Source organism: Kaistella jeonii, assembly GCF_000812865.1.
Lineage (GTDB): Bacteria > Bacteroidota > Bacteroidia > Flavobacteriales > Weeksellaceae > Kaistella > Kaistella jeonii.
Genome location: NZ_JSYL01000002.1, coordinates 440,742 through 460,532, shown reverse-complemented (window position 1 = coordinate 460,532; position 19,791 = coordinate 440,742). Strand labels below are relative to the sequence as shown.

At 35.9% G+C, this 19,791-nt stretch carries 12 protein-coding genes; all 12 read left to right on the top strand.

Annotation, left to right across the window (positions count from 1 at the left end):
* Nucleotides 1–42 precede the first annotated feature (42 nt).
* The 12 genes from infB (at nt 43) to OA86_RS15645 (ending at nt 19,497) form a co-directional block, all read left to right on the top strand.
* On the top strand, nt 43–2,958 hold the full coding sequence (gene infB / locus OA86_RS04740) for a translation initiation factor IF-2 (RefSeq protein ID WP_039349588.1): 2,916 nt from the start codon (nt 43–45) through the stop codon (nt 2,956–2,958).
* Between the two features lie 273 nt (nt 2,959–3,231).
* On the top strand, nt 3,232–6,198 hold the full coding sequence (locus tag OA86_RS04735) for a SusC/RagA family TonB-linked outer membrane protein (protein ID WP_052257387.1): 2,967 nt from the start codon (nt 3,232–3,234) through the stop codon (nt 6,196–6,198).
* Nucleotides 6,199–6,217: 19 nt separating this feature from the next.
* Nucleotides 6,218–7,696, top strand: coding sequence for a RagB/SusD family nutrient uptake outer membrane protein (locus tag OA86_RS04730; RefSeq protein ID WP_039349586.1), 1,479 nt, complete (start codon nt 6,218–6,220; stop codon nt 7,694–7,696).
* Between the two features lie 142 nt (nt 7,697–7,838).
* Nucleotides 7,839–9,848 carry a putative porin gene (locus tag OA86_RS04725; protein WP_311316316.1) on the top strand — a complete coding sequence of 670 codons (2,010 nt, stop codon included), beginning with the start codon at nt 7,839–7,841 and terminating at the stop codon, nt 9,846–9,848.
* A gap of 5 nt (nt 9,849–9,853) precedes the next feature.
* Nucleotides 9,854–11,440, top strand: coding sequence for a bacillithiol biosynthesis cysteine-adding enzyme BshC (gene bshC / locus OA86_RS04720; RefSeq protein WP_039350477.1), 1,587 nt, complete (start codon nt 9,854–9,856; stop codon nt 11,438–11,440).
* Nucleotides 11,441–11,478: 38 nt separating this feature from the next.
* A complete protein-coding gene (locus OA86_RS04715; protein ID WP_126340455.1) occupies nt 11,479–13,452 on the top strand; it encodes a LysM peptidoglycan-binding domain-containing protein in 1,974 nt (657 codons plus the stop codon).
* Between the two features lie 115 nt (nt 13,453–13,567).
* Nucleotides 13,568–14,443 (top strand): ACP S-malonyltransferase, encoded by an 876-nt coding sequence (gene fabD, locus OA86_RS04710; protein WP_039349584.1) that lies wholly within the window; start codon nt 13,568–13,570, stop codon nt 14,441–14,443.
* 3 nt (nt 14,444–14,446) lie between these two features.
* Nucleotides 14,447–15,352: a GYDIA family GHMP kinase gene (locus tag OA86_RS04705; RefSeq protein ID WP_039349582.1), complete on the top strand. Its 906-nt coding sequence runs from the start codon at nt 14,447–14,449 to the stop codon at nt 15,350–15,352.
* 128 nt (nt 15,353–15,480) lie between these two features.
* Nucleotides 15,481–17,085 (top strand): phosphoenolpyruvate carboxykinase (ATP), encoded by a 1,605-nt coding sequence (gene pckA, locus OA86_RS04700; RefSeq protein ID WP_039349581.1) that lies wholly within the window; start codon nt 15,481–15,483, stop codon nt 17,083–17,085.
* Nucleotides 17,086–17,339: 254 nt separating this feature from the next.
* On the top strand, nt 17,340–18,149 hold the full coding sequence (locus tag OA86_RS04695) for a M48 family metallopeptidase (RefSeq protein ID WP_039349580.1): 810 nt from the start codon (nt 17,340–17,342) through the stop codon (nt 18,147–18,149).
* Between the two features lie 409 nt (nt 18,150–18,558).
* Nucleotides 18,559–19,152, top strand: coding sequence for a hypothetical protein (locus tag OA86_RS04690; RefSeq protein ID WP_039349579.1), 594 nt, complete (start codon nt 18,559–18,561; stop codon nt 19,150–19,152).
* A 159-nt stretch (nt 19,153–19,311) separates the two neighbouring features.
* A complete protein-coding gene (locus tag OA86_RS15645; protein WP_039349577.1) occupies nt 19,312–19,497 on the top strand; it encodes a GldL-related protein in 186 nt (61 codons plus the stop codon).
* The last annotated feature ends 294 nt before the right edge of the window (nt 19,498–19,791 follow it).

Sequence of the window (19,791 nt, the reverse complement as noted above, 5' to 3'; positions counted from 1 at the left end):
AATTAACTTTACCGAAATTTAAAATAAAAGTATAAAATATACATGCCAAAAATTAGATTAAACAAAGCAGTTAAGGAATTTAATATTTCGATGACAAGACTTGTAGAATTTCTACAGTCCAAAGGAATCGTAGTAGAAAGTAACCCGAACGCTCAATTGGAAGAATCGGCATATTCTGCATTAGAAGCGGAGTTCCGCAAAGACGGGGAACAAAGAAAGGCTTCTCATGAGGTGGTCATTGCAAAAGTTCCGGAAGAAAAACTGGAAATTGAACCAACAAAACCTGAGGTAATTAGAGCCAAATCAAGCGCAAGACCTGAAACTAGAATTTTGGGGAAAATCGACTTGGAACCTAAAAAGCAGGAAGTTCAGGAAACAAAACCGGCTGAACCGGCAGTGAAAGTGGAAGAAGTTCCGGTACAGGAAACTCCAACTGTGCTTACAACTCCTGAAAAACAGGAATTTAAGATTTTAGATAAAATCGATCTGTCTCAAATTGAAGGCAATAAACCCAAAACATCAAAAACAACTTCTCCAAAGAAAGAGGAAGCTAAACCTGCCGCGAAAGTGGAGGAAGTTCCCGCTCCGAAAGAAGAAGCTCCTGTTGCAACGGTAGAAACACCAGCTGCTACAGTTGATGCTCCTGCTGTTCCGGCATTAGAGATAATTCCTTCCGATGGTGAAAACCCAGAATCTACAAAAATAGAAACGGTTTACCAAAAATTAGGAGGAGTTAAGATTTTAAAACAGACTGTAGATCTATCACAATTCAATAAACCTAAACCTTCCGCAAATAGTGCTGCGGCTAAGAAAAAAAGAAAACGTATTGAAAAACCGGGAACTCCGGGAACCAGTACGCAGGGTGCGGGTAGCAATCAAACTCAAGGAAACAGACCTCCAGGTGCAGGTGGAAACAGACCTCCGGGACCAGGCGGGAACAGACCTCCAGGACCGGGACAAAATAGACCAGGAGGAGGATATCAAGGTGGTAACAACCGACCTTCAGGACCAGGAGGTTCCAGAAGAGGAGCGCCTACAATGCCTGTTGAATTAACTGATGAGCAAGTTAAAAATCAGATTAAGGAAACTCTGGAAAAACTTACGAGTAAAGCTGGTAAGAATAAAGGAGCTAAATATAGAAAAGAGAAAAGAGTTTACCGAAGAGAGCAAGATGAGCTTCAACAGGAAATCGATGCAGCTGACAGAACGCTAAAAGTAACAGAATTTATTACTGTTGGTGAATTGGCAAGTTTGATGAATGTGAGTCCGACCGAAGTGATTTCTGCATGTTTCTCTTTAGGAGTGATGGTGACGATGAATCAGCGATTAGAAGCAGATACGCTTCTATTAGTTGCTGATGAATTCGGCTATAAAATTGAGTTTTCTGATGCTGATCTGGAAGAGTCAGTGGTTGAAGAAGACACCGATACTGCTGAAGATCTTAAAAACAGAGCGCCAATCGTAACCGTAATGGGTCACGTTGATCACGGTAAAACATCTTTACTGGATTATATCAGAAAAACAAATGTAATTGCCGGTGAATCTGGTGGAATTACACAGCATATTGGAGCTTATAACGTGAAACTGGAAAATGGTCAAAGAATTACATTCCTTGATACACCGGGTCACGAAGCCTTTACCGCGATGAGAGCGAGGGGTGCACAAATCACCGATATCGCAATTATTGTAATTGCTGCGGATGATGATGTAATGCCTCAAACGAAAGAAGCAATTTCTCACGCTCAAGCTGCGGGAGTTCCTATGATCATTGCTTTAAATAAAGTAGATAAGCCAAATGCTAATCCAGATAATATTCGTCAGCAGCTTTCTGCGATGAACGTATTGGTAGAAGAATGGGGTGGAAATATTCAGTCTCAGGAAGTATCTGCAAAAATGGGTAACAACATGGATGCCTTATTGGAGAAAGTTTTACTTCAGGCAGAAATGTTAGAATTAAAAGCGAATCCAAATAAAAATGCACAAGGTGTTGTTATTGAAGCTTCTTTGGATAAAGGAAGAGGTTATATTTCAACAATCTTAGTACAAACCGGAACTTTAAAAGTAGGAGATTATGTTCTTGCCGGTAAAAATCACGGTAAAGTAAAAGCAATTCTTGATGAAAGAGGAAAACCACTTGAAGAAGCAGGCCCATCAATCCCAATTACTATTTTAGGTTTAGATGGAGCGCCAACTGCTGGTGATAAATTCCGGGTTTTCGAAGATGAAAGAGAGGCGAAAACAATTGCAACGAAAAGAGGTCAGTTACAGAGAGAACAATCGGTAAGAACGAAAAAACACCTTACTCTTGATGAGCTAGGAAGACGTATCGCTCTTGGAGATTTCAAAGAATTAAACATTATCTTGAAAGGTGATGTTGATGGTTCTGTTGAAGCACTTTCTGATCAATTGCAAAGTTTATCAACTGAGGAAATCAGTGTAAACATTATTTATCAGGGAGTTGGTCAGATTACCGAATCTGACGTATTGTTAGCAGCTGCTTCAGATGCGATTATGATCGGTTTCAATGTAAGAGCCGGTGTCAACGCAAAAGAATTGGCAGACAAAGAAGAAATCGAGATCAGAACGTATTCAATTATCTACAGAGCAATTGATGAGGTGAAAGAAGCGATGGAAGGAATGCTTTCCCCTGAAATTAAAGAACAGGTGATCGGTAATGTAGAAATACGCGAAACTTTCAAAATCACGAAAGTTGGAACGATTGCAGGTTGTATGGTTCTTACAGGAAAAGTAACCAGAAATTCGAAAATCAGATTGTTGAGAGACGGAATTGTGAAATTCGAAGGAGAACTTGAAAGTTTGAAACGTTTCAAAGATGATGTGAAAGAAGTAACCAAAGGTTATGAATGTGGATTGAACATTAAAGGATATAACGACATCGAAACCGGTGATATACTGGAAGTCTATGAAGAAGTATCTGTGAAGAAAAAACTGAAATAAATTTTTATCATAATTATAAAGCCTGCTGAGAAGCAGGCTTTTTTATGTGATTTATTGAAGTGATCTTACAAATGATTTTGATTGTTGTTTTTTGGCCTAATAATTAAAATTAAATTCTTTAGGTATTTTTAATAATAATATTCAAAATAATCAATGCATTGCTAGAGAACCATTAAAGATTTTAAGTTTATATAGCCTAATTGAAAATTTTAACTTGTATATGTTAAATAAAATTAACATATTTGCGACATTAAAATATTAAATAATGTTAATATGTATGTAAAATTACGAGTTTTAACCATTGGAGTATTGTTTTTCGCAGGACAATCTGTAATGGCTCAAAAAGCAAAAAGAAGTGATACTACAACTAAAACTAAAGAAATTGAAGAAGTTGTATTAATTGGAGGAATTAAATTGGACCCTGCTCAAAAAGTGGGTGCCTATAATGTGGTTTCTAAAGCTAATTTTGAATCTACGCCATTTTCCTCTGTAGATGAGGTTTTGAACGGCAGAGTTGCTGGTCTTAACTTTTCTTCTGCCAGTGGAGATCCAGGTTCTTCAAATATGATTACCATCCGTGGTGTAAGTTCACTTATCGGTACACCAAATCCATTATATGTAATTGATGGAGTTGTTGTAGGAAAAGGTTCAGATAATGCATCCATGATGGAATCTTGGAATCCGCTGGCTTCGATAGATCCAAATGCAATTGAAAATGTATCTGTTTTAAAAGATGCTTCTGCTACTGCATTATATGGTTCTAGAGGTGCAAATGGGGTAATCTTGATTACGACTAAGAAAGGGAAATATAATCAGAAGACAAAATTTGAATTCTCTACGGAAACCGGGGTTCAGGATCGTGCTTTTGATAAAATGAAATTGATGACCGGTGATGAGTACCTGAAATATGGTGGAATCTTAATGTGGAATTCACAAGGTGGTAAAGGTATTGCGCAAACTTTCAATACATTAGAGGAAGCAACACAATATTATTTGGATAACTATATTCCAGATGATGAACCGATCAAAAAATCTAGAGAGTATACCAATTGGTCCAAAGAAGTAAACAGGGTTTCTTCTGTCGTAAATACTTATAACTTTGGAGTAAGCGGCGGCGGTGCAAATACTTCTTTCAGAATCGGGGGTTCTTATTATCAAAATAGTCCTTTGGTTAAATCATCTGGCTTCGACCGGTTGAGTATAAATACAGCCATTGACCATAAAGCTTCTGATAAATTAAAATTTGGTTTAAATTTAAATTATTCCAACATCATTAGAAATACCTATTTTGGTGGTAGAGCTTCTGCAAATCCAGTAACTTCTACGATCATGCTTTCTCCGTTCCGTTCCGTTTACAAAAACGGCGTTTTTAATCAAGACAGTTGGGAGAAAGATGCTAATGAAATGACAGCAGGTTTTAACCCAGTTTCCATCTTACAGGAAACAGGTCAAAGATCCGTTATCAACTCCTTCATTGGATCGGTGAATATGGATTATCAGTTTATCAAAAATTTCTATTTTAATTCCCTTTTCGGATTGCAGGCGCAATTTATGACGGAAAGACAATTTGGATTAAAAGGGCATCCTGTTTACATCGGAATGACCGAAGATCAAGGATTTTTTGGTGATGCACGTACTACCATTCTAGATTGGAACTGGTCGAATACTTTGAGCTACCGAAATATATTCAATGGTATTCATAATGTTCAGGCTTATGCAGGTATGGAATATCAGGATCACAGTTATAATAATCTCTATGCATTCTCTCTTACGATGAATGATCCTAGACAATATTTTCAGTTTGCAGATAAAGTAATTACTACAAATAGTGACCTTGCCTGGAGACAGATCTCCTATTTTGGAAGATTAAATTATACACTTGATAGTAAATATACCTTATCAGGACAAATCAGAAGAGATGGTAACTCCACGCTTGGAGACCAAAAATGGGGGAATTTCTGGTCAGTAGGAACTTCATGGAACGTGTTCAATGAATCTTTTGCACCAAAAGCATTTTCTTCCCTAACCTTACGCGCAAGTTATGGCGTGTTAGGAAATATTCCTTACGCAGATCAGTGGGGTTCTCAGTATGATGCTTATGCAACATTGGGATACAACTCTCAAATCGGATATGGTGGAAATGGCGGTTACGCAGGAATCTCTAATCCAGGTAACTCTTCATTGGAATGGGAACAGTCAGGACATTTAGATATCGGTGCTGATTTCGGTTTCTTCAATGACCGATTAAAGTTTTCCATGGATTACTATGACAAATTAACAAAAAAAGCAATATTCTACGCATTTCCTGCAGCTGAAACGGGAGGGCCTAGTGAATTTTTTGCAAACGTAGGAGACATTAGAAACAGAGGTTTCGAGATCGTTATTGACGCGGTTCCTATTCAAAATGATAATTTCAGATGGTCTATTAATGCAAATGGTTCTTACGGAAAATCAGTAGTTGAAAAATTAAATGTTGACCGATATGAATTTGCAGGAGGTACATCAGATTCAAGTAATGAATTAGTGGCTTTAGCACCTGGTCATCTTTTAGGTGAATACTATACTTGGTTATGGGCAGGAGTTGCGAAAGCAGATGATGCCGCAAACAACATTAAAGCAGGAGACGGTCTTTGGTACACAGATGGGTCACAAACCGCTGTAACAAATGTTAAGACCAAAGCTGAAAAAGCTTGGTTAGGCAAAAATGCTTTTCCTACTTACAACGTTGGTTTGACCAATGAATTCAAGTACAAGAATTTAACTTTAAGTTTTTTAATTTCAGGTCAGTTTGACTTCTTGGTTCAAAACGGAGTGCATTCTTACACCATTCACGATGGTAGATTCCCTAACAGAAATCAAATTGCAGAGGCACTTTATAACAGTTGGACCGATGCTCCGGGAGCTGAAAACTTCAATGCAGATAATCCAAAAGCTTTATTGAATAACCCAAGTGAATCAAGACTAGAATCTTCCAGATTCCTTAACAAAGGGGATCATATTAGATTGAAAGAAGCAAGACTAGCTTATTCATTCGGTGAAGTATTTAAAAATGCTACAGGAATCACCAATTTTACTGTGTATGTTCGAGGTACAAACCTTTTAACCTATGCTTTTGATAAAGAACTAAACTATGATCCAGAATCTACATCAAATTCTTGGTCTTGGGTAGGAAAAGGAAGATACTGGTATTCTTCACCAGTAATCAGAACAATGTCCTTTGGTATCCAAATAGGTTTTTAACAATAAAAAATAAATTAAAATGAAAAAATATTTTTTAATTATATCCACATTAACTCTTTTATTTACATCGAACGCGTGTAGTGACAGAGATTTAGAATTATTCCCTCCCAATTTAGACGAAATTGGTAATATCGGCACAGAACTTAAGTTACAACAACTCTTAAATGGAGGATATCTTACTATTTCATCTGCAAATATATTAGGTGTTAAAGCCATGGTTTTTGGTGACCTTATGGGGGATAAAATGTTCGTTAACTCTAACCCTTCGTTTTTAAATACCTATAATTTTAACTACAATTCTTCACAACAGGGTGATCTTGGTGGTTTTTACGATGGTTTATATGCAGTAATTGCAAATTGCAACTTGGTCATTAATAATGAGGTCGTAGCAAGCAGTCCAAATGTGATAAGAATGAAAGGAGAAGCAAAAACTTTGAGGGGACTTGCTTATTTTACCTTACTAAATTATTTTTCTGCGTCACCAGCTTCTGGTCTAAATCAGGATTATGGCGTGCCTTTAGTTTTAACAAATTATGATGCAACGCTCCAGCCTGCAAGAGCTACTGTTGCGAAGGTTTATGATCAGATTATTGCAGATTTAAAAGATGGAATACTTAATGCTGATGATGCGGGAAACCGTTTGACCTTAAGTAAAACCGCTGCGAAGCTATTGCTGTCTAAAGTATATTTAACACGAAAAGCTTCGGGAGACGCAGCATTAGCGTTGCAATTGGCTACAGAAGTTAGAGACGCAGCAATCAGTGAGTCTGGTACTTTTGGCACCGGATCTGTAGTTCCGGAAGCAACTTACACTTCTTACTATTCTGCTATCGACGATACAGTTGCAGAACAACAACCGGAGACTGTTTGGGAACTTGATTTAACACCAGATACCCAAAGAGTAAATGGTATCGGTGCTAATATTTCACTACCAGGTTATTACAGCCGGGTAGATCCTAAAAAATGTTTCTTATTTAATCAAACGTTTTATGGCAGTTTTGGCGCAAATGATATCCGTAAAGGACCGGGATCGGTGGCAAGTTTATTAACGCAAGTTGGTGCTCCACTTTTATCTACGGATACTCCAAGAGGGTACTGGACAAATAAATATCCTCAAATTTCCACTGAAGGGCGTTACTTAAGAAATATCAAGATTTTGAGATTCTCTGAAGCATATCTTAACAGGATTGAAGCATTGCATTTAACCGGTCAAGATGGTCAGGCGCTAATCGAATTGAATCAATTTGCTTTATCTAGAAAAGGTTCTACGTACACAGGAACAGATATTCTTGCAGATATCTTAGCAGAAAGAAGCAAGGAGTTTTATGGCGAAGGTCAAAGATTCTTAGATTTGAAACGCTATAACTTACCGTTAGCTAGACCTTCAAACTGTACAGTTTGTGATCTTGCGGCAACAGACAAACTTTTCGTTTTCCCAGTTGCACAAACGGCTTTGAACAGTAATAAAAACTTAACACAATATCCAGGATATAATTAAAATCCTGCATAGATAATTATCTGAGGACTGTAATTGTAAAATTACAGTCCTTTTTTTATTACAGAAGACCTCGCTTATCGATTTTAAAAGCCTCATTTTTTATTTACTCATATTTCTTACATTTGTACTCCAAAGTAAATTAATGAAACGCAAACATCGATCGTATTATAAACTGAAAATTAAAGGCGTTCCATCAGACCAAAAAAAAACGAGCATTCAACCGATGAAATATATCCTTCTTTGTCTTTTATTCTGCGGTTATTTTTTCAAGGCGCAGGTCCTGAACAAGACCGATTCCAACAGAGTTAAACCTCAAGATACTCTAGTCATCGATTCGGGAAAAAAAGATTCTCTCCAGATCTTTAAACCGACGATTTACGATTACACCTTTAAAACCCAGTTCTCCGAAAAGAAAATATTCGATACCGCTTTCACGCCCGATAAAACATTTATCTTTTCCCAATATAATAATAGAGATAATTTCGGTAAAATTCAGTTTGGCAATACGGGATCAGGATTTCAGGATCTAGTTTTTGAGGTCAATACAGAACAAAATCTTTCCCTACTTCCGACCAGAAAGTCTTCTTTTATTTTGGGCATCAACGATATTAAATATTACGATGTGAAAACCCCAACCACAAGTTTTATTTATCATAATGCTTACAGCAGTGGTGCCACTTTACAGACGACCTATACCCAGAATGTTGGTAAGAATTTTAACTTTGCCGTAGAATATATGGGACTTCGTTCTCTCGGTTTTTATCAGTATTCACTTGCATCGAGCAACAACGTGATCTTTTCCGGACATTATCTTTCGGAAAACAAAAAGTATGAAGCTTACGCCCATTATATTCATCAAAATATAAACAATCAGGAAAATGGTGGTGTTTCAGATATTGATCTTTTTCTCAATGGCAGCAGTAATTTTAACAACCGTCTAAATCTACCCGTTAATCTTACAACCTCAGATTCGCGCTTTGCTTACCGAAGATATTATTTCAGTCAGCAATTCCGACCGTTTGCCTCGGAGAAATTCCCGTTTAAAATTCGGCATACCATTTTTCATCAGGGAAATAAATATTACTACACCCAAAATTCCCTCGAACCTTATTATTTTAACAGTCAGTCAGATTTAATCGATTATCCGTACTCTTCAAAAAAATATTCCGAAAATCTCAGCAATACCGTAAGTGTTCTTTTTGATAAAGAAAATTTCAAACTTGATGCAGGTGTTCGTTATCAAATAATTAAACTGGGGATTGGAGACGCTTTACCGGCTTACTTAAATATTCCGCAAGAACTTTCTGAAAATCGAGTCGGCGCCGTCGGAAATTTATTAGTTAAATTATGGGATAAAGTAGAAGTCAATTCAAACCTCGAAATTTCCAGTGGTAAAGCTTTCGGAAGTTATATCCGTTCTCAGAATTTACTGAAATTTGAACCTATCAAAGATTATTTCGTCAATGCGAAAGTGAATTTTCAAAGTGCCTCGCCAAGTTTTAACTTGTTGATGAATCCGTCTGTTTACAGAAAATATAATTTTTATCTGGAGAATCCAAAAAATGAAACGACAACTCAGATTGGTGGAGACGTCAATTTAAAATGGTTTCAAAGCAAGCTTTCCGCAAACTATTTCCGCATCGATAATTATACCTATCTCGATGCAAATGCACTTCCGCGACAAAGTAATGCGTCGCTCAATATTTCCCAGATCGGTGGGGAAGCGACTTTTTCTTACGGTAAATTTCATTTGAATCCAAAAGTGCTTTTTCAAAGTGCCATCAATAATAAAAATCTTTTACCGATGCCCAATTTTATCGGTAGAGCCAACCTCTTTTATCAAACCAAAGCCTTTAAGAAAGCTGCAGAAATTCAAGCTGGTGTAAAAGTGTATTATTTTACCAAATTTGCGTCCCGAGAATATTTCCCGATTCTGAATGAGTTTATATTGCTTAATTCGAATTCTTATGATATTGGTGGTCAGCCGATTGCCGATGTTTATTTTAATATGAAAGTGAAGCGAATGTTCTTTTTTATAGAGGCACAACATTTGAACACTACTTTCATGAAGAACAAATCTTTCACCGCACCCAATTATCCTATCTACGATTTCCGCGTAAACATTGGAATAGTTTGGTATTTATTCTCTTAATTATTTTGAAAAAAATTGCAAACATTTCCTTTTTAGACATTGAAAGTATTCCAGTACTCATCAAAGATTTTCTATTGCAGAAAATCCCAGGTTTTGAAGAAAGTACTTTTGATTTAAAAAATATTGAAAAACAGTTTCAATTAAAGGACCAGTCTTTTTCAGTAGAAAATAGAAAGGTTCTATCAGAGGTTTTACAAGAACAACATTCAGGATTTCAGTTATCTGAAAAACAGGAATTGAATTTAAAATTGATTCAGGAAGAAAATACTTTTACTGTGACAACCGGTCATCAGTTAAATCTATTTTCCGGTCCCGTTTTCTTTATTTATAAAATTTTGCAAACCATCAAACTGGCGGAATTTTTAAATGAAAAATTTCCGAAAAGAAAAACGTTTCCAATTTTTTGGATGGCTTCTGAAGATCATGATTTTGAAGAGATCAACCATTTTAAGACGGAAAATCATTACTACGAAACGCAGGCAAAAGCTGGCGGCGTCGTAGGAAATATAGTTTTTGAAGACGATTTCTTTATTTCGGAATTTGAGAATGAATTTAAAGATTCTGTTTTTGGAACTGAATTGATCTTGCTTTTGAAAAGAGCCTACAAAAAAGGAAATTCTCTTTCTCAGGCAACGAGAATTCTGGTGCAGGAATTGTTTGCAGATTACGGTTTATTGATTCTAGATGGCGATAACACGTTGTTAAAGACTGAGATGAAAGCGATTTTTAAAAATGAATTGCTTCAACAGGATTTAATTGAGACCACGAAAGAAACCGTAGCTTATCTAACAGAAAATTACGGAAAAGTACAGGTCAACCCGCGGGAAATTAATTTGTTTTATCTCACCGAAACTCGAAATAGAATTGAATTTGTTGACGGTCAATTTCATATTGTTGACACCGATAATTCCTTTACACAGGAAGAAATTTTAGCAGAACTGGAAAATCATCCGGAAAGATTTAGTCCGAACGCTTTAATGCGACCTGTTTATCAGGAAACAATTTTGCCCAATCTCGCCTATATCGGTGGAAATGCTGAAATCATGTATTGGTTAGAATTGAAAAATTACTTTTCTAAAATCGAAACGCCTTTTCCAATTTTGATCCCAAGAAATTCGATGCTCTTTTTAGCTGAGAAAACTTTAGATAAAACGAAGAACTTCGGTTTAGAAATTAAAGACTTCTTTCGGAATTTTGCAAGCGTTACCAATGAAATTCTGCTGGAGAACAATCAAATTCTTCCACTTTTAAATAAAGATGAATCTTTTCTTGAAAAGCATTTTGAGGATTTGGCTGCAAGTGCGAATTTAACAGATAAAACTTTTGGGAATTTGGTTCGGGCAGAAAAAACGCGACAGTTAAAATCATTTGACCGAATGAAAAAAAGATTGTTGCGCGCTGAGAAAATCAAGCAAAATGAAAAACTTGAAAGGCTGGAAAATTTATTTTTAAAAATTCATCCGGGCAAAATCTGGCAGGAAAGATCTTATAATTTTTCTGTTTTCTATGCAGATTTCGGAAAGGAATGGCTTCAAAATTGTTATGATGGAATCGACGTGCAAAATTCGGAATTAATTATTTTTACCATTTAATTTTAAAGCACTATTTTTGTAATTATTTACTATAAAACATGATCAAAAAACTTTTCATATTCTCCAGTTTAATCGCTTTATCAGCGGTCTATGCTCAAAAAACGCATACCGTTGTGAAGGGCGATAATCCCTATAATATTTCTAAGAGATATGGCATGACCATGGATGAATTGGTGATGCTGAATCCAAAAGTAAAAGGGGGAAATCTTGCGCTGGGCGAAGTTTTAGTCATCAGTAAAAGTGGTAAGACTGAAAAAGCAGCCTCAACAGAAAAAGTGGTTTTGACTCCTTCTTCTGCAAGTGGGAAACTAGGTAAAATTGTTCTTCAACCGAAACAGACGATTTACGGAATTACGAAACAGTATCAAATTTCAGAAACGGAGCTAAGAAGACTCAATCCAGAACTAGATTCGCACATGAAAATTGGTGATGAAGTAACTTTACCAGCAGAAAGTATTAAAAAGTTTGGTGGAAATCAAGCTGTTGCTGTATCGCCAATAGAAGTGAAAACTGAAGTTGCGAAAAAAACTCAAACTCCTGTAAAACCAGAAATTCTAGTAGAGAAAGAAAAAGTTGCTCAAGTTTCAAATGAAGATTCTTACGAAATTCAGGCGAAAGACAATTACTATAAATTAAGCCGAAAGTTCAATCTTTCACAAGCTGATCTCTTTGCATTGAACCCAGGTTTGGAAGCGAAAGGTTTACAGCCGGGCGAATTCATTAAAATTAAAGGAGGAAGCAAAACAGTTGCTGCTGTTGTATCCAGTGAACCAAAAACGACTGAAGTTTCAAATCCAGTTTCTACAAATACGTATTCTGATATTTCTTCTTCCGATGATTATGTGACTTATACTGTTGCAAACGGAGATACAGTTTTCGGGATCTTAAATAAATTCGGAATCACGCTGGATGATTTATTAACACTGAATCCGAACCTTTCTCAAGGATTGAAATCAGGAATGGTTTTGAAAATCAAAAAGTTAAGTGCCGCGTACATTAAAAAATCTGGCGACATGCTAAATGTGGTAATTATGTTGCCATTTGGTTTTGATACCAATGATTCAAAATACAGAACGATGTCTCTTGATTTTCTTGCAGGTGCTAAATTGGCTATTGAAAGGAATGCAGCGAAAGGTCAGAAATTAGATGTGATAGTGATTGATGCGGGCAACGAAGCCAGTTTCAAAAATTCTTTAGTTCAAATCAATGCGAAAAATACCGATCTAATCATTGGTCCATTTTTTAAGTCAAGCGTTTTACAGGTTTTGGACTATGTAAAAGACACGAAGATTCCTGTCGTTGCGCCTTTTGCAAATTCTGATGAGTTACTGAAATATGATAATTTAATCCTTGTTGAGACCAATGATGCGGTTTATTCAGACCGTATTGTAAAGGAAGTGAAAGATGTTTACTCCGATCAAAAAATATATATCGTTGCCGATGCTGACAAAAGCAAAGCGACTTATTTGAAAAACAGACTTGAGAAGGAATTAAAGAATTCTGTAGTCGTAATGGTAAATTCTTCGCAGGATATTCAGTTGGATAAAAATATGATGACGGGCAAAAGTGCTCCTGTAATTGCAATTTTGGTTGATGACAGCGATTCTGCCGGAGATGCTTTTGCAAATAAAATGATCGCTTTATCCAAAGAAGTTGAAAATTTAAAAGCCTTTAGCATGTCTTATTCTCCGGTTTTTGAGAAGAAAGTAGATGAACTCAGTCAGGCGAATTTGGTTTATTTAATGGATAGAAAGATCAACACTGACGGCGATTTCGAGAAAGAAATTTTAGCGGATTTTAAAAAGAAATACTGCAAAACTCCTTCTAAATATGCGGTGATCGGTTTTGATGTTGTAAATGATATGTTAAGCCGCGAAAATAAAAAGGGTGAAATTTTCAAACAGATGAATAAAGTGCAGACGCAGTTAGCAACTAAATTCGAATTTGAAAAAACCAAATCTGGCGCTTATGTCAACAAAGGATACCGCGTTGTGCGATTAGTTCCTAATTAAATTTTATCGAAATGATGCTTTAAAATTTGCAGTATTTATTACTGAATAAAGCATTCAGGGATGAACGGAAAATTATTCTGTCGCCCGAAAAATTAAACTGTTCTAAAAAATAGATATGAAAGCACTAGTATTTCCTGGGCAAGGTTCACAATTTGTGGGGATGGGAAAAGAATTATACGATTCCCGGAAAGATGTAAAAGATTTAATGGAATCAGCCAATGAAATTTTAGGTTTCGATATCGTTTCTTTAATGTTCAAAGGAACAGACGAAGATTTAAAGAAAACTGAAGTTACCCAACCATCCATTTTTATCCATTCTGTTGCAGTTTTAAAAACAGTTAACGGTTTAGGAGCTGAAATGGTAGCAGGACATTCTTTAGGAGAATTTTCAGCTTTGGTAGCAAATGGCGTTTTGTCCTTCGAAGATGGTTTGCGATTGGTTTCTGCTCGTGCTAAAGCCATGCAGGAAGCTTGTGATGCTAATCCAAGTTCGATGGCAGCGATTCTCGGTCTTCCCGATGAAAAAGTAGAAGAAATCTGTGCACAGATCGAAGGAATCGTTGTGCCTGCAAATTATAACTGTCCCGGACAATTGGTGATTTCCGGCGAAACTGCCGCTGTAGAAATGGCTTGTGAAAAATTAAAAGAAGCGGGTGCAAAGCGAGCTTTGATGCTTCCTGTAAATGGTGCGTTTCATTCTCCCTTAATGCAACCTGCTCAAGAGAAATTATCGGCTGCAATACAAAATACAAAATTCCGGAAAGCGATGATCCCTGTTTATCAGAATATCACGACCACCGCAGTGTTGGATCCCGAAGAAATAAAGATGAATTTGATCAAACAGTTGACAGGTCCCGTAAAATGGACACAATCTGTGCAGAATATGATCAAAGACGGTGCAACAAATTTTATAGAAGTTGGTCCTGGAAAAACTTTACAGGGTTTGATCAAAAAAATCAATTCCGAAGTGACTACTTCTTCAGCAAATTAAAAAATGGCGGGTAGAATTTTTTCACCGGGAAAATTATTGCTCACTTCAGAATATGTCGTTCTCGACGGCGCTTCAGCTCTTGCTATCCCAACAAAATGGGGCCAGGAGTTTTTTTTTGAGGAAATTGAGGACGGTGAATCTTTAATTTACTGGACCGCTCTTCATCAACATCAACCCTGGTTGGAAATTAAAATTGATTACAAAAAAGAAATAATTGTATCCACGAATATTCCTGATTCTGCGGAATTTATTTTAAAGGTTTTAATGAAAGTGAAAGAACTTTCAAAAGTGCAGTTTCAACAAAATTCATCTTACGCTATAACGACCAACTTACAATTTCCTTCTAATTTTGGTTTGGGAAGCAGCTCAACTTTAATGAATAATTTGGCTCAATGGGCAGAAATTGATGCTTTCAATCTTAACGAAACTTGCTTGGGTGGAAGTGGTTATGACATTGCGGTTGCGCAGGAAAGATCTACAATTGTTTATCAAAATTTACCGGAAAGAATAGTTCAGAAAGTTGATTTCAATCCATCTTTCAAAAAGGATCTGATTTTCATTCATCTGAACCAAAAACAAAACAGTCGGGAAGGAATTAATCTTTATCGGTCCAAAGAGAAATCGCTGGAGTTGATTCAAGAATTTTCGCAGATTACGCGTGATGTTCTTGAAGCGCGAAATTTAGAAGATTTTTCTGAATTAATGAATCTTCACGAAAAAAAACTCAGTCTTTTCCTCGGTATCGAAACAGTGAGCGAAAAATATTTCGAAAACTGCCCTTCTTTTGTTAAAAGTCTCGGAGCTTGGGGTGGCGATTTTATCATGAGTTGTAAATTTCCCGGTTTCGAAGACTATTTTCGGGGAAAGGATTTTGCGACCATTTTTACCTACGCTCAATTAATTGATTGATAATCAATTTGTTCTTATTTTAATTATTACTTGCAGATTCTGATGAATATCATTATTTTTAAAACATGGTTAGTGCTCATTAATCATTAATTTTGCAATATAATAAAACTCAGAAATATTAAGACGTTATGAAGAACATCAAAATCATCCAACAACTCCACAATCTAGGAATCACAGGATATGAAGAAGTAGCTTACAATCCCACATACGAAGAATTGTTTAAGGCGGAAATGTCTCCTAAAAACTTAGGTTTTGAAAAAGGCGCAATAACAGAATCTGGTGCAGTTGCTGTGAAAACCGGCGTATTTACAGGTCGTTCACCGAAGGATCGTTTTATTGTAAAAGATGATGTAAGCAAAGATACCATTCATTGGGACGGAAAGGTGAATTTACCAACGACAGCAGAGATTTTTGAAAGTTGTAAAAAATTGGTTTTGAAGCAGTTGTCTTCATCGAAAAAAATATATGTCGTTGATGCCTTTTGTGGTACAAATCCAGACACAAGACTGAAAGTTCGTTTTATTATGGAAGTTGCTTGGCAAGCGCATTTTGTTACCAACATGTTTATCCGTCCTTCTAACTTTGAACTAGAAACTTTTGGAGAGCCTGATTTCATAGTTATGAATGGTTCTAAAACAACCAATCCAAATTGGAAAGAACAAGGTTTAAATTCTGAAAATTTTGTAATGTTTGATTTGACGCAAAGAATGCAAATTATTGGCGGAACTTGGTACGGTGGCGAAATGAAGAAAGGAATGTTCTCTATGATGAATTATTACCTTCCACTAAGAGGAATGGCTTCAATGCACTGTTCTGCAAATGTAGGTGAAGACGGCGATGTTGCTTTATTTTTCGGTTTATCCGGAACCGGCAAAACCACACTTTCTGCAGATCCAAAAAGATATTTAATTGGTGATGATGAACACGGTTGGGACGACAATGGCGTTTTCAATTTTGAAGGTGGTTGTTATGCAAAAGTGATCGATCTTTCTGAAGATAAAGAACCCGATATTTTCAATGCGATCAGAAGAGATTCTTTGTTGGAAAATGTGGTAGTTAATGAATATGGTGAAGCAGATTATACCGATAAGTCGATTACAGAAAATACTAGAGTTTCTTATCCAATCTATTTTATCAACAAAATTGTTTTGCCTTCAAAAGCGGGACATGCGAAAAAAATAGTTTATTTATCAGCAGATGCTTTTGGAGTTTTGCCTCCAGTTTCTCTTCTTAATGAAGATCAGGCGCAATATCATTTCCTTTGCGGATATACCTCAAAATTGGCCGGAACAGAAAGAGGGATTACAGAACCGGAACCATCATTCTCGCCAGCTTTTGGGGAAGCTTTCTTATCGTTGCACCCAACAATGTATTCAAAAACATTAATCGGAAAAATGAAAGAACATGGTGCAAAAGCTTATTTGGTTAACACCGGTTGGAACGGAACAGGAAAAAGAATTTCTTTGAAAGATACTCGTGCAATTATCGATGCAATTATCGACGGATCAATTGACACTGCAGATAAAATTACAATTCCTGTAATGAATTTAGAGATCCCAACAGCATTACCAAATGTTTCAGAAGGAATTCTGGATCCAAGATCAACTTATGCAAACGCATCTGAATGGGAAGTGAAAGCAAAAGATTTGGCAGCACGTTATATCAAAAACTTCGAGCAGTATTGCGATAATGACGAAGCTAAAAAATTAGTTGCAGCAGGACCACAATTGTAAAAGTTATCGTTTTTAAAATATAGATTCCTTCAGTTTTTTGCTGAGGGAATTTTTTGTTTAAATCTTTTTAGGTAAAATTCTCACAAAAATAAAAATTAGTGTTTCTGTAAAAGTCAAGAGGCCAGTTAAGTAGAGATTTTATTCAACTGTAAACGGCAAAGTTTAACATTAAGTTTTCGCAACAGTTCATCATTCGGTCAAAAATTCAATAATTTTTCCTATTTTTATTGGAAGTTAAATTATAAAAAAATCATATGAAAAAAATTTTATCTACTGTATTTTTAGTTGCAGCAACTTTAAGTGTAAGTGCTCAGATCAACCTGGGGAAAATGACTAAAGCTGCTTCAAAAGGAGTAAGCGCACTTTCATTTTCTAATGCTGATGCTCAAAAATTAGCGAAAGAAGGAGTTGCCTACATGGACACTCATAATAAAGTGGCGGGAGCGAAAGATCCTTACTCGATCCGCTTGAAAAAGTTATTCGCAAAACATCAAAATGAAGATGGTCTTCCTTTAAATTACAAAGTTTATTTAGTTTCAGATATCAACGCTTTTGCTTGTGCTGATGGAAGTGTTAGGGTATTTTCTTCCCTTATGGATATCATGACTGACGACGAATTATTGGCGATCATCGGTCACGAAATTGGTCACGTAAAAAATGAAGATTCAAAAGATGCTGTGAAGAGCGCTTATCTTCGTGCCGCTGCGATGGATGCTGCTTCTGCATCATCCGGAAAAATTGAAGCATTGAGTCAAAGCCAGTTGGGTGAATTTGCCAACAGTATTTTAGATGCTAAACACAGCAAGAAACAGGAAAGTCAGGCCGATGATTATTCTTATGACTTTATGAAAAAGCATGGCTACAACGTAGTTGGAGCTTATACTGCTTTCAAAAAATTAGCTTTATTGGGTGGAAGCGCAAAAGCTACTTCTTTTCAAAAGATGATGAGCTCGCATCCTGATAGCGAAAAAAGAGCGCAGAACATTAAAAAAAGAGCAGAAAAAGACGGTGTTTGGAAAGATCCAGGCGAAGTGACGTTGCCTACAACTAAATTGAAGAAATAAATTTTTATTTATTGAAATCTATGTCCCTCAACTTTGTTGAGGGATTTTTTTTTATAATTTTTTTAAGCAGCTTCAAATATTATTACGAGCTGAAATTGTTTTATAAATTGAACTGTTATTTGGTAAAAGTTTAAGCAAATTCTGAAATTTTCAAACCTGTCAATTTATTTCCTACATTGTAGAATAAAAAAAATCGTGATTTTTGATTAGTCGGAGACATTAAAGAATGTAGAACATTTACCTTGATTGTTATATTCTGTGAACTGGCGATGTATTTTTCACTGATAAAACAAAACTCTGCCGATTATAGAATAGAAATTTTTAAGGCGAATGGAATTATTGTAATTTTTCTGATTGCCACGTATTTCTCCAGAAAATTTAAAAGTCAAAATACATAAATCTTAAAAAAATGTGGTGGTATTATGTTTTAGTTTTCTTCGGAGCCTTGATATTTGACATCGTTCCCTTTCCCTTTCCACCGGCATTTACAGTGATGGTATTTTTCCAGATCATGTTTGGACTGAATGTTTGGTCGGTCATTGTAGTTGGTGTTACAGGTTCGGTTTTGGGAAGATATATTCTTCTGCTTTATTCGCCCGCAATCGCAAAAAAATATCTTAAAACTTCCAAAAATAAAGACATCCAGTTCTTGGGAGAAAAAATGAATGAAAATAAATGGAAAGGTCAACTCTTCATTTTGGCTTATTCCTTATTGCCACTTCCAACAACACCGCTTTTTCTGGGAGCCGGAATATCTAAAATAAAGCCGATTTACATTATTCCTGCTTTTATTATTGGAAAATTTACAAGCGACACGGTTGCTTTACATTTAGGACAATATGCATCGGAAAATATTCAAAGCATCATCGATAATACTTTTTCCTGGCAATCTGTTGCAAGTTTGGTTTTAAGTTTAGCGCTTCTTTTTTTTCTATTCTTTATCGACTGGCGAACTTTAATTCAAAAAAAGAAAGTAATGCTGAATTTCAAAATCTGGAAATAGATGTGATTATTTCCATTAATTTAAGGCCGGGAAATTATGAATAATTTACTTATCTTCGATTGGTTTTAAAAAGGAAACTGAGCTTAGGTTCAAAGACTATAAATTAGCAGTAGCACTGAAATTAACTATAAAATTCAATAACAAATAAAATTCTCAACTTTGAAAAAAATATACATTGTCTTAATTTTCGCACTAGGATTGATTCTTAATCTTCTTGGCGCATTATTTAAAATTACGCATTGGGAAAATGGTAATATCCTTTTAGCAGTTGGATTAAGTTTGCAGCTGATCGCCGTTGTTTTATTCTTATACAAACTCTTTACTTCCCCGCGATTTAAAAATTAATGATTAGGCGAAAAATATTTTGTGAAGAGAAAAAGAATAATTATTAAAATAAAAATAACCCACTGAAAAACAGCGGGTTATTTAATTAAAATGTGGAGTTGGAGGTACTAGCTACATTGGTTTGAATAATTATAAACTGGTTTCCTTTAGGTAATCAGAGATTAGATAGTCTGAAAACACTAAGCTCAAAGGTAACGTCCTAATTTTCAAAAATCACTAAAAATAGTTCGACCAGTCAATGTGGAGAAATGGTGGAACCTAAATCTGCATCTTTATTTTGATGCAGGCATTTGG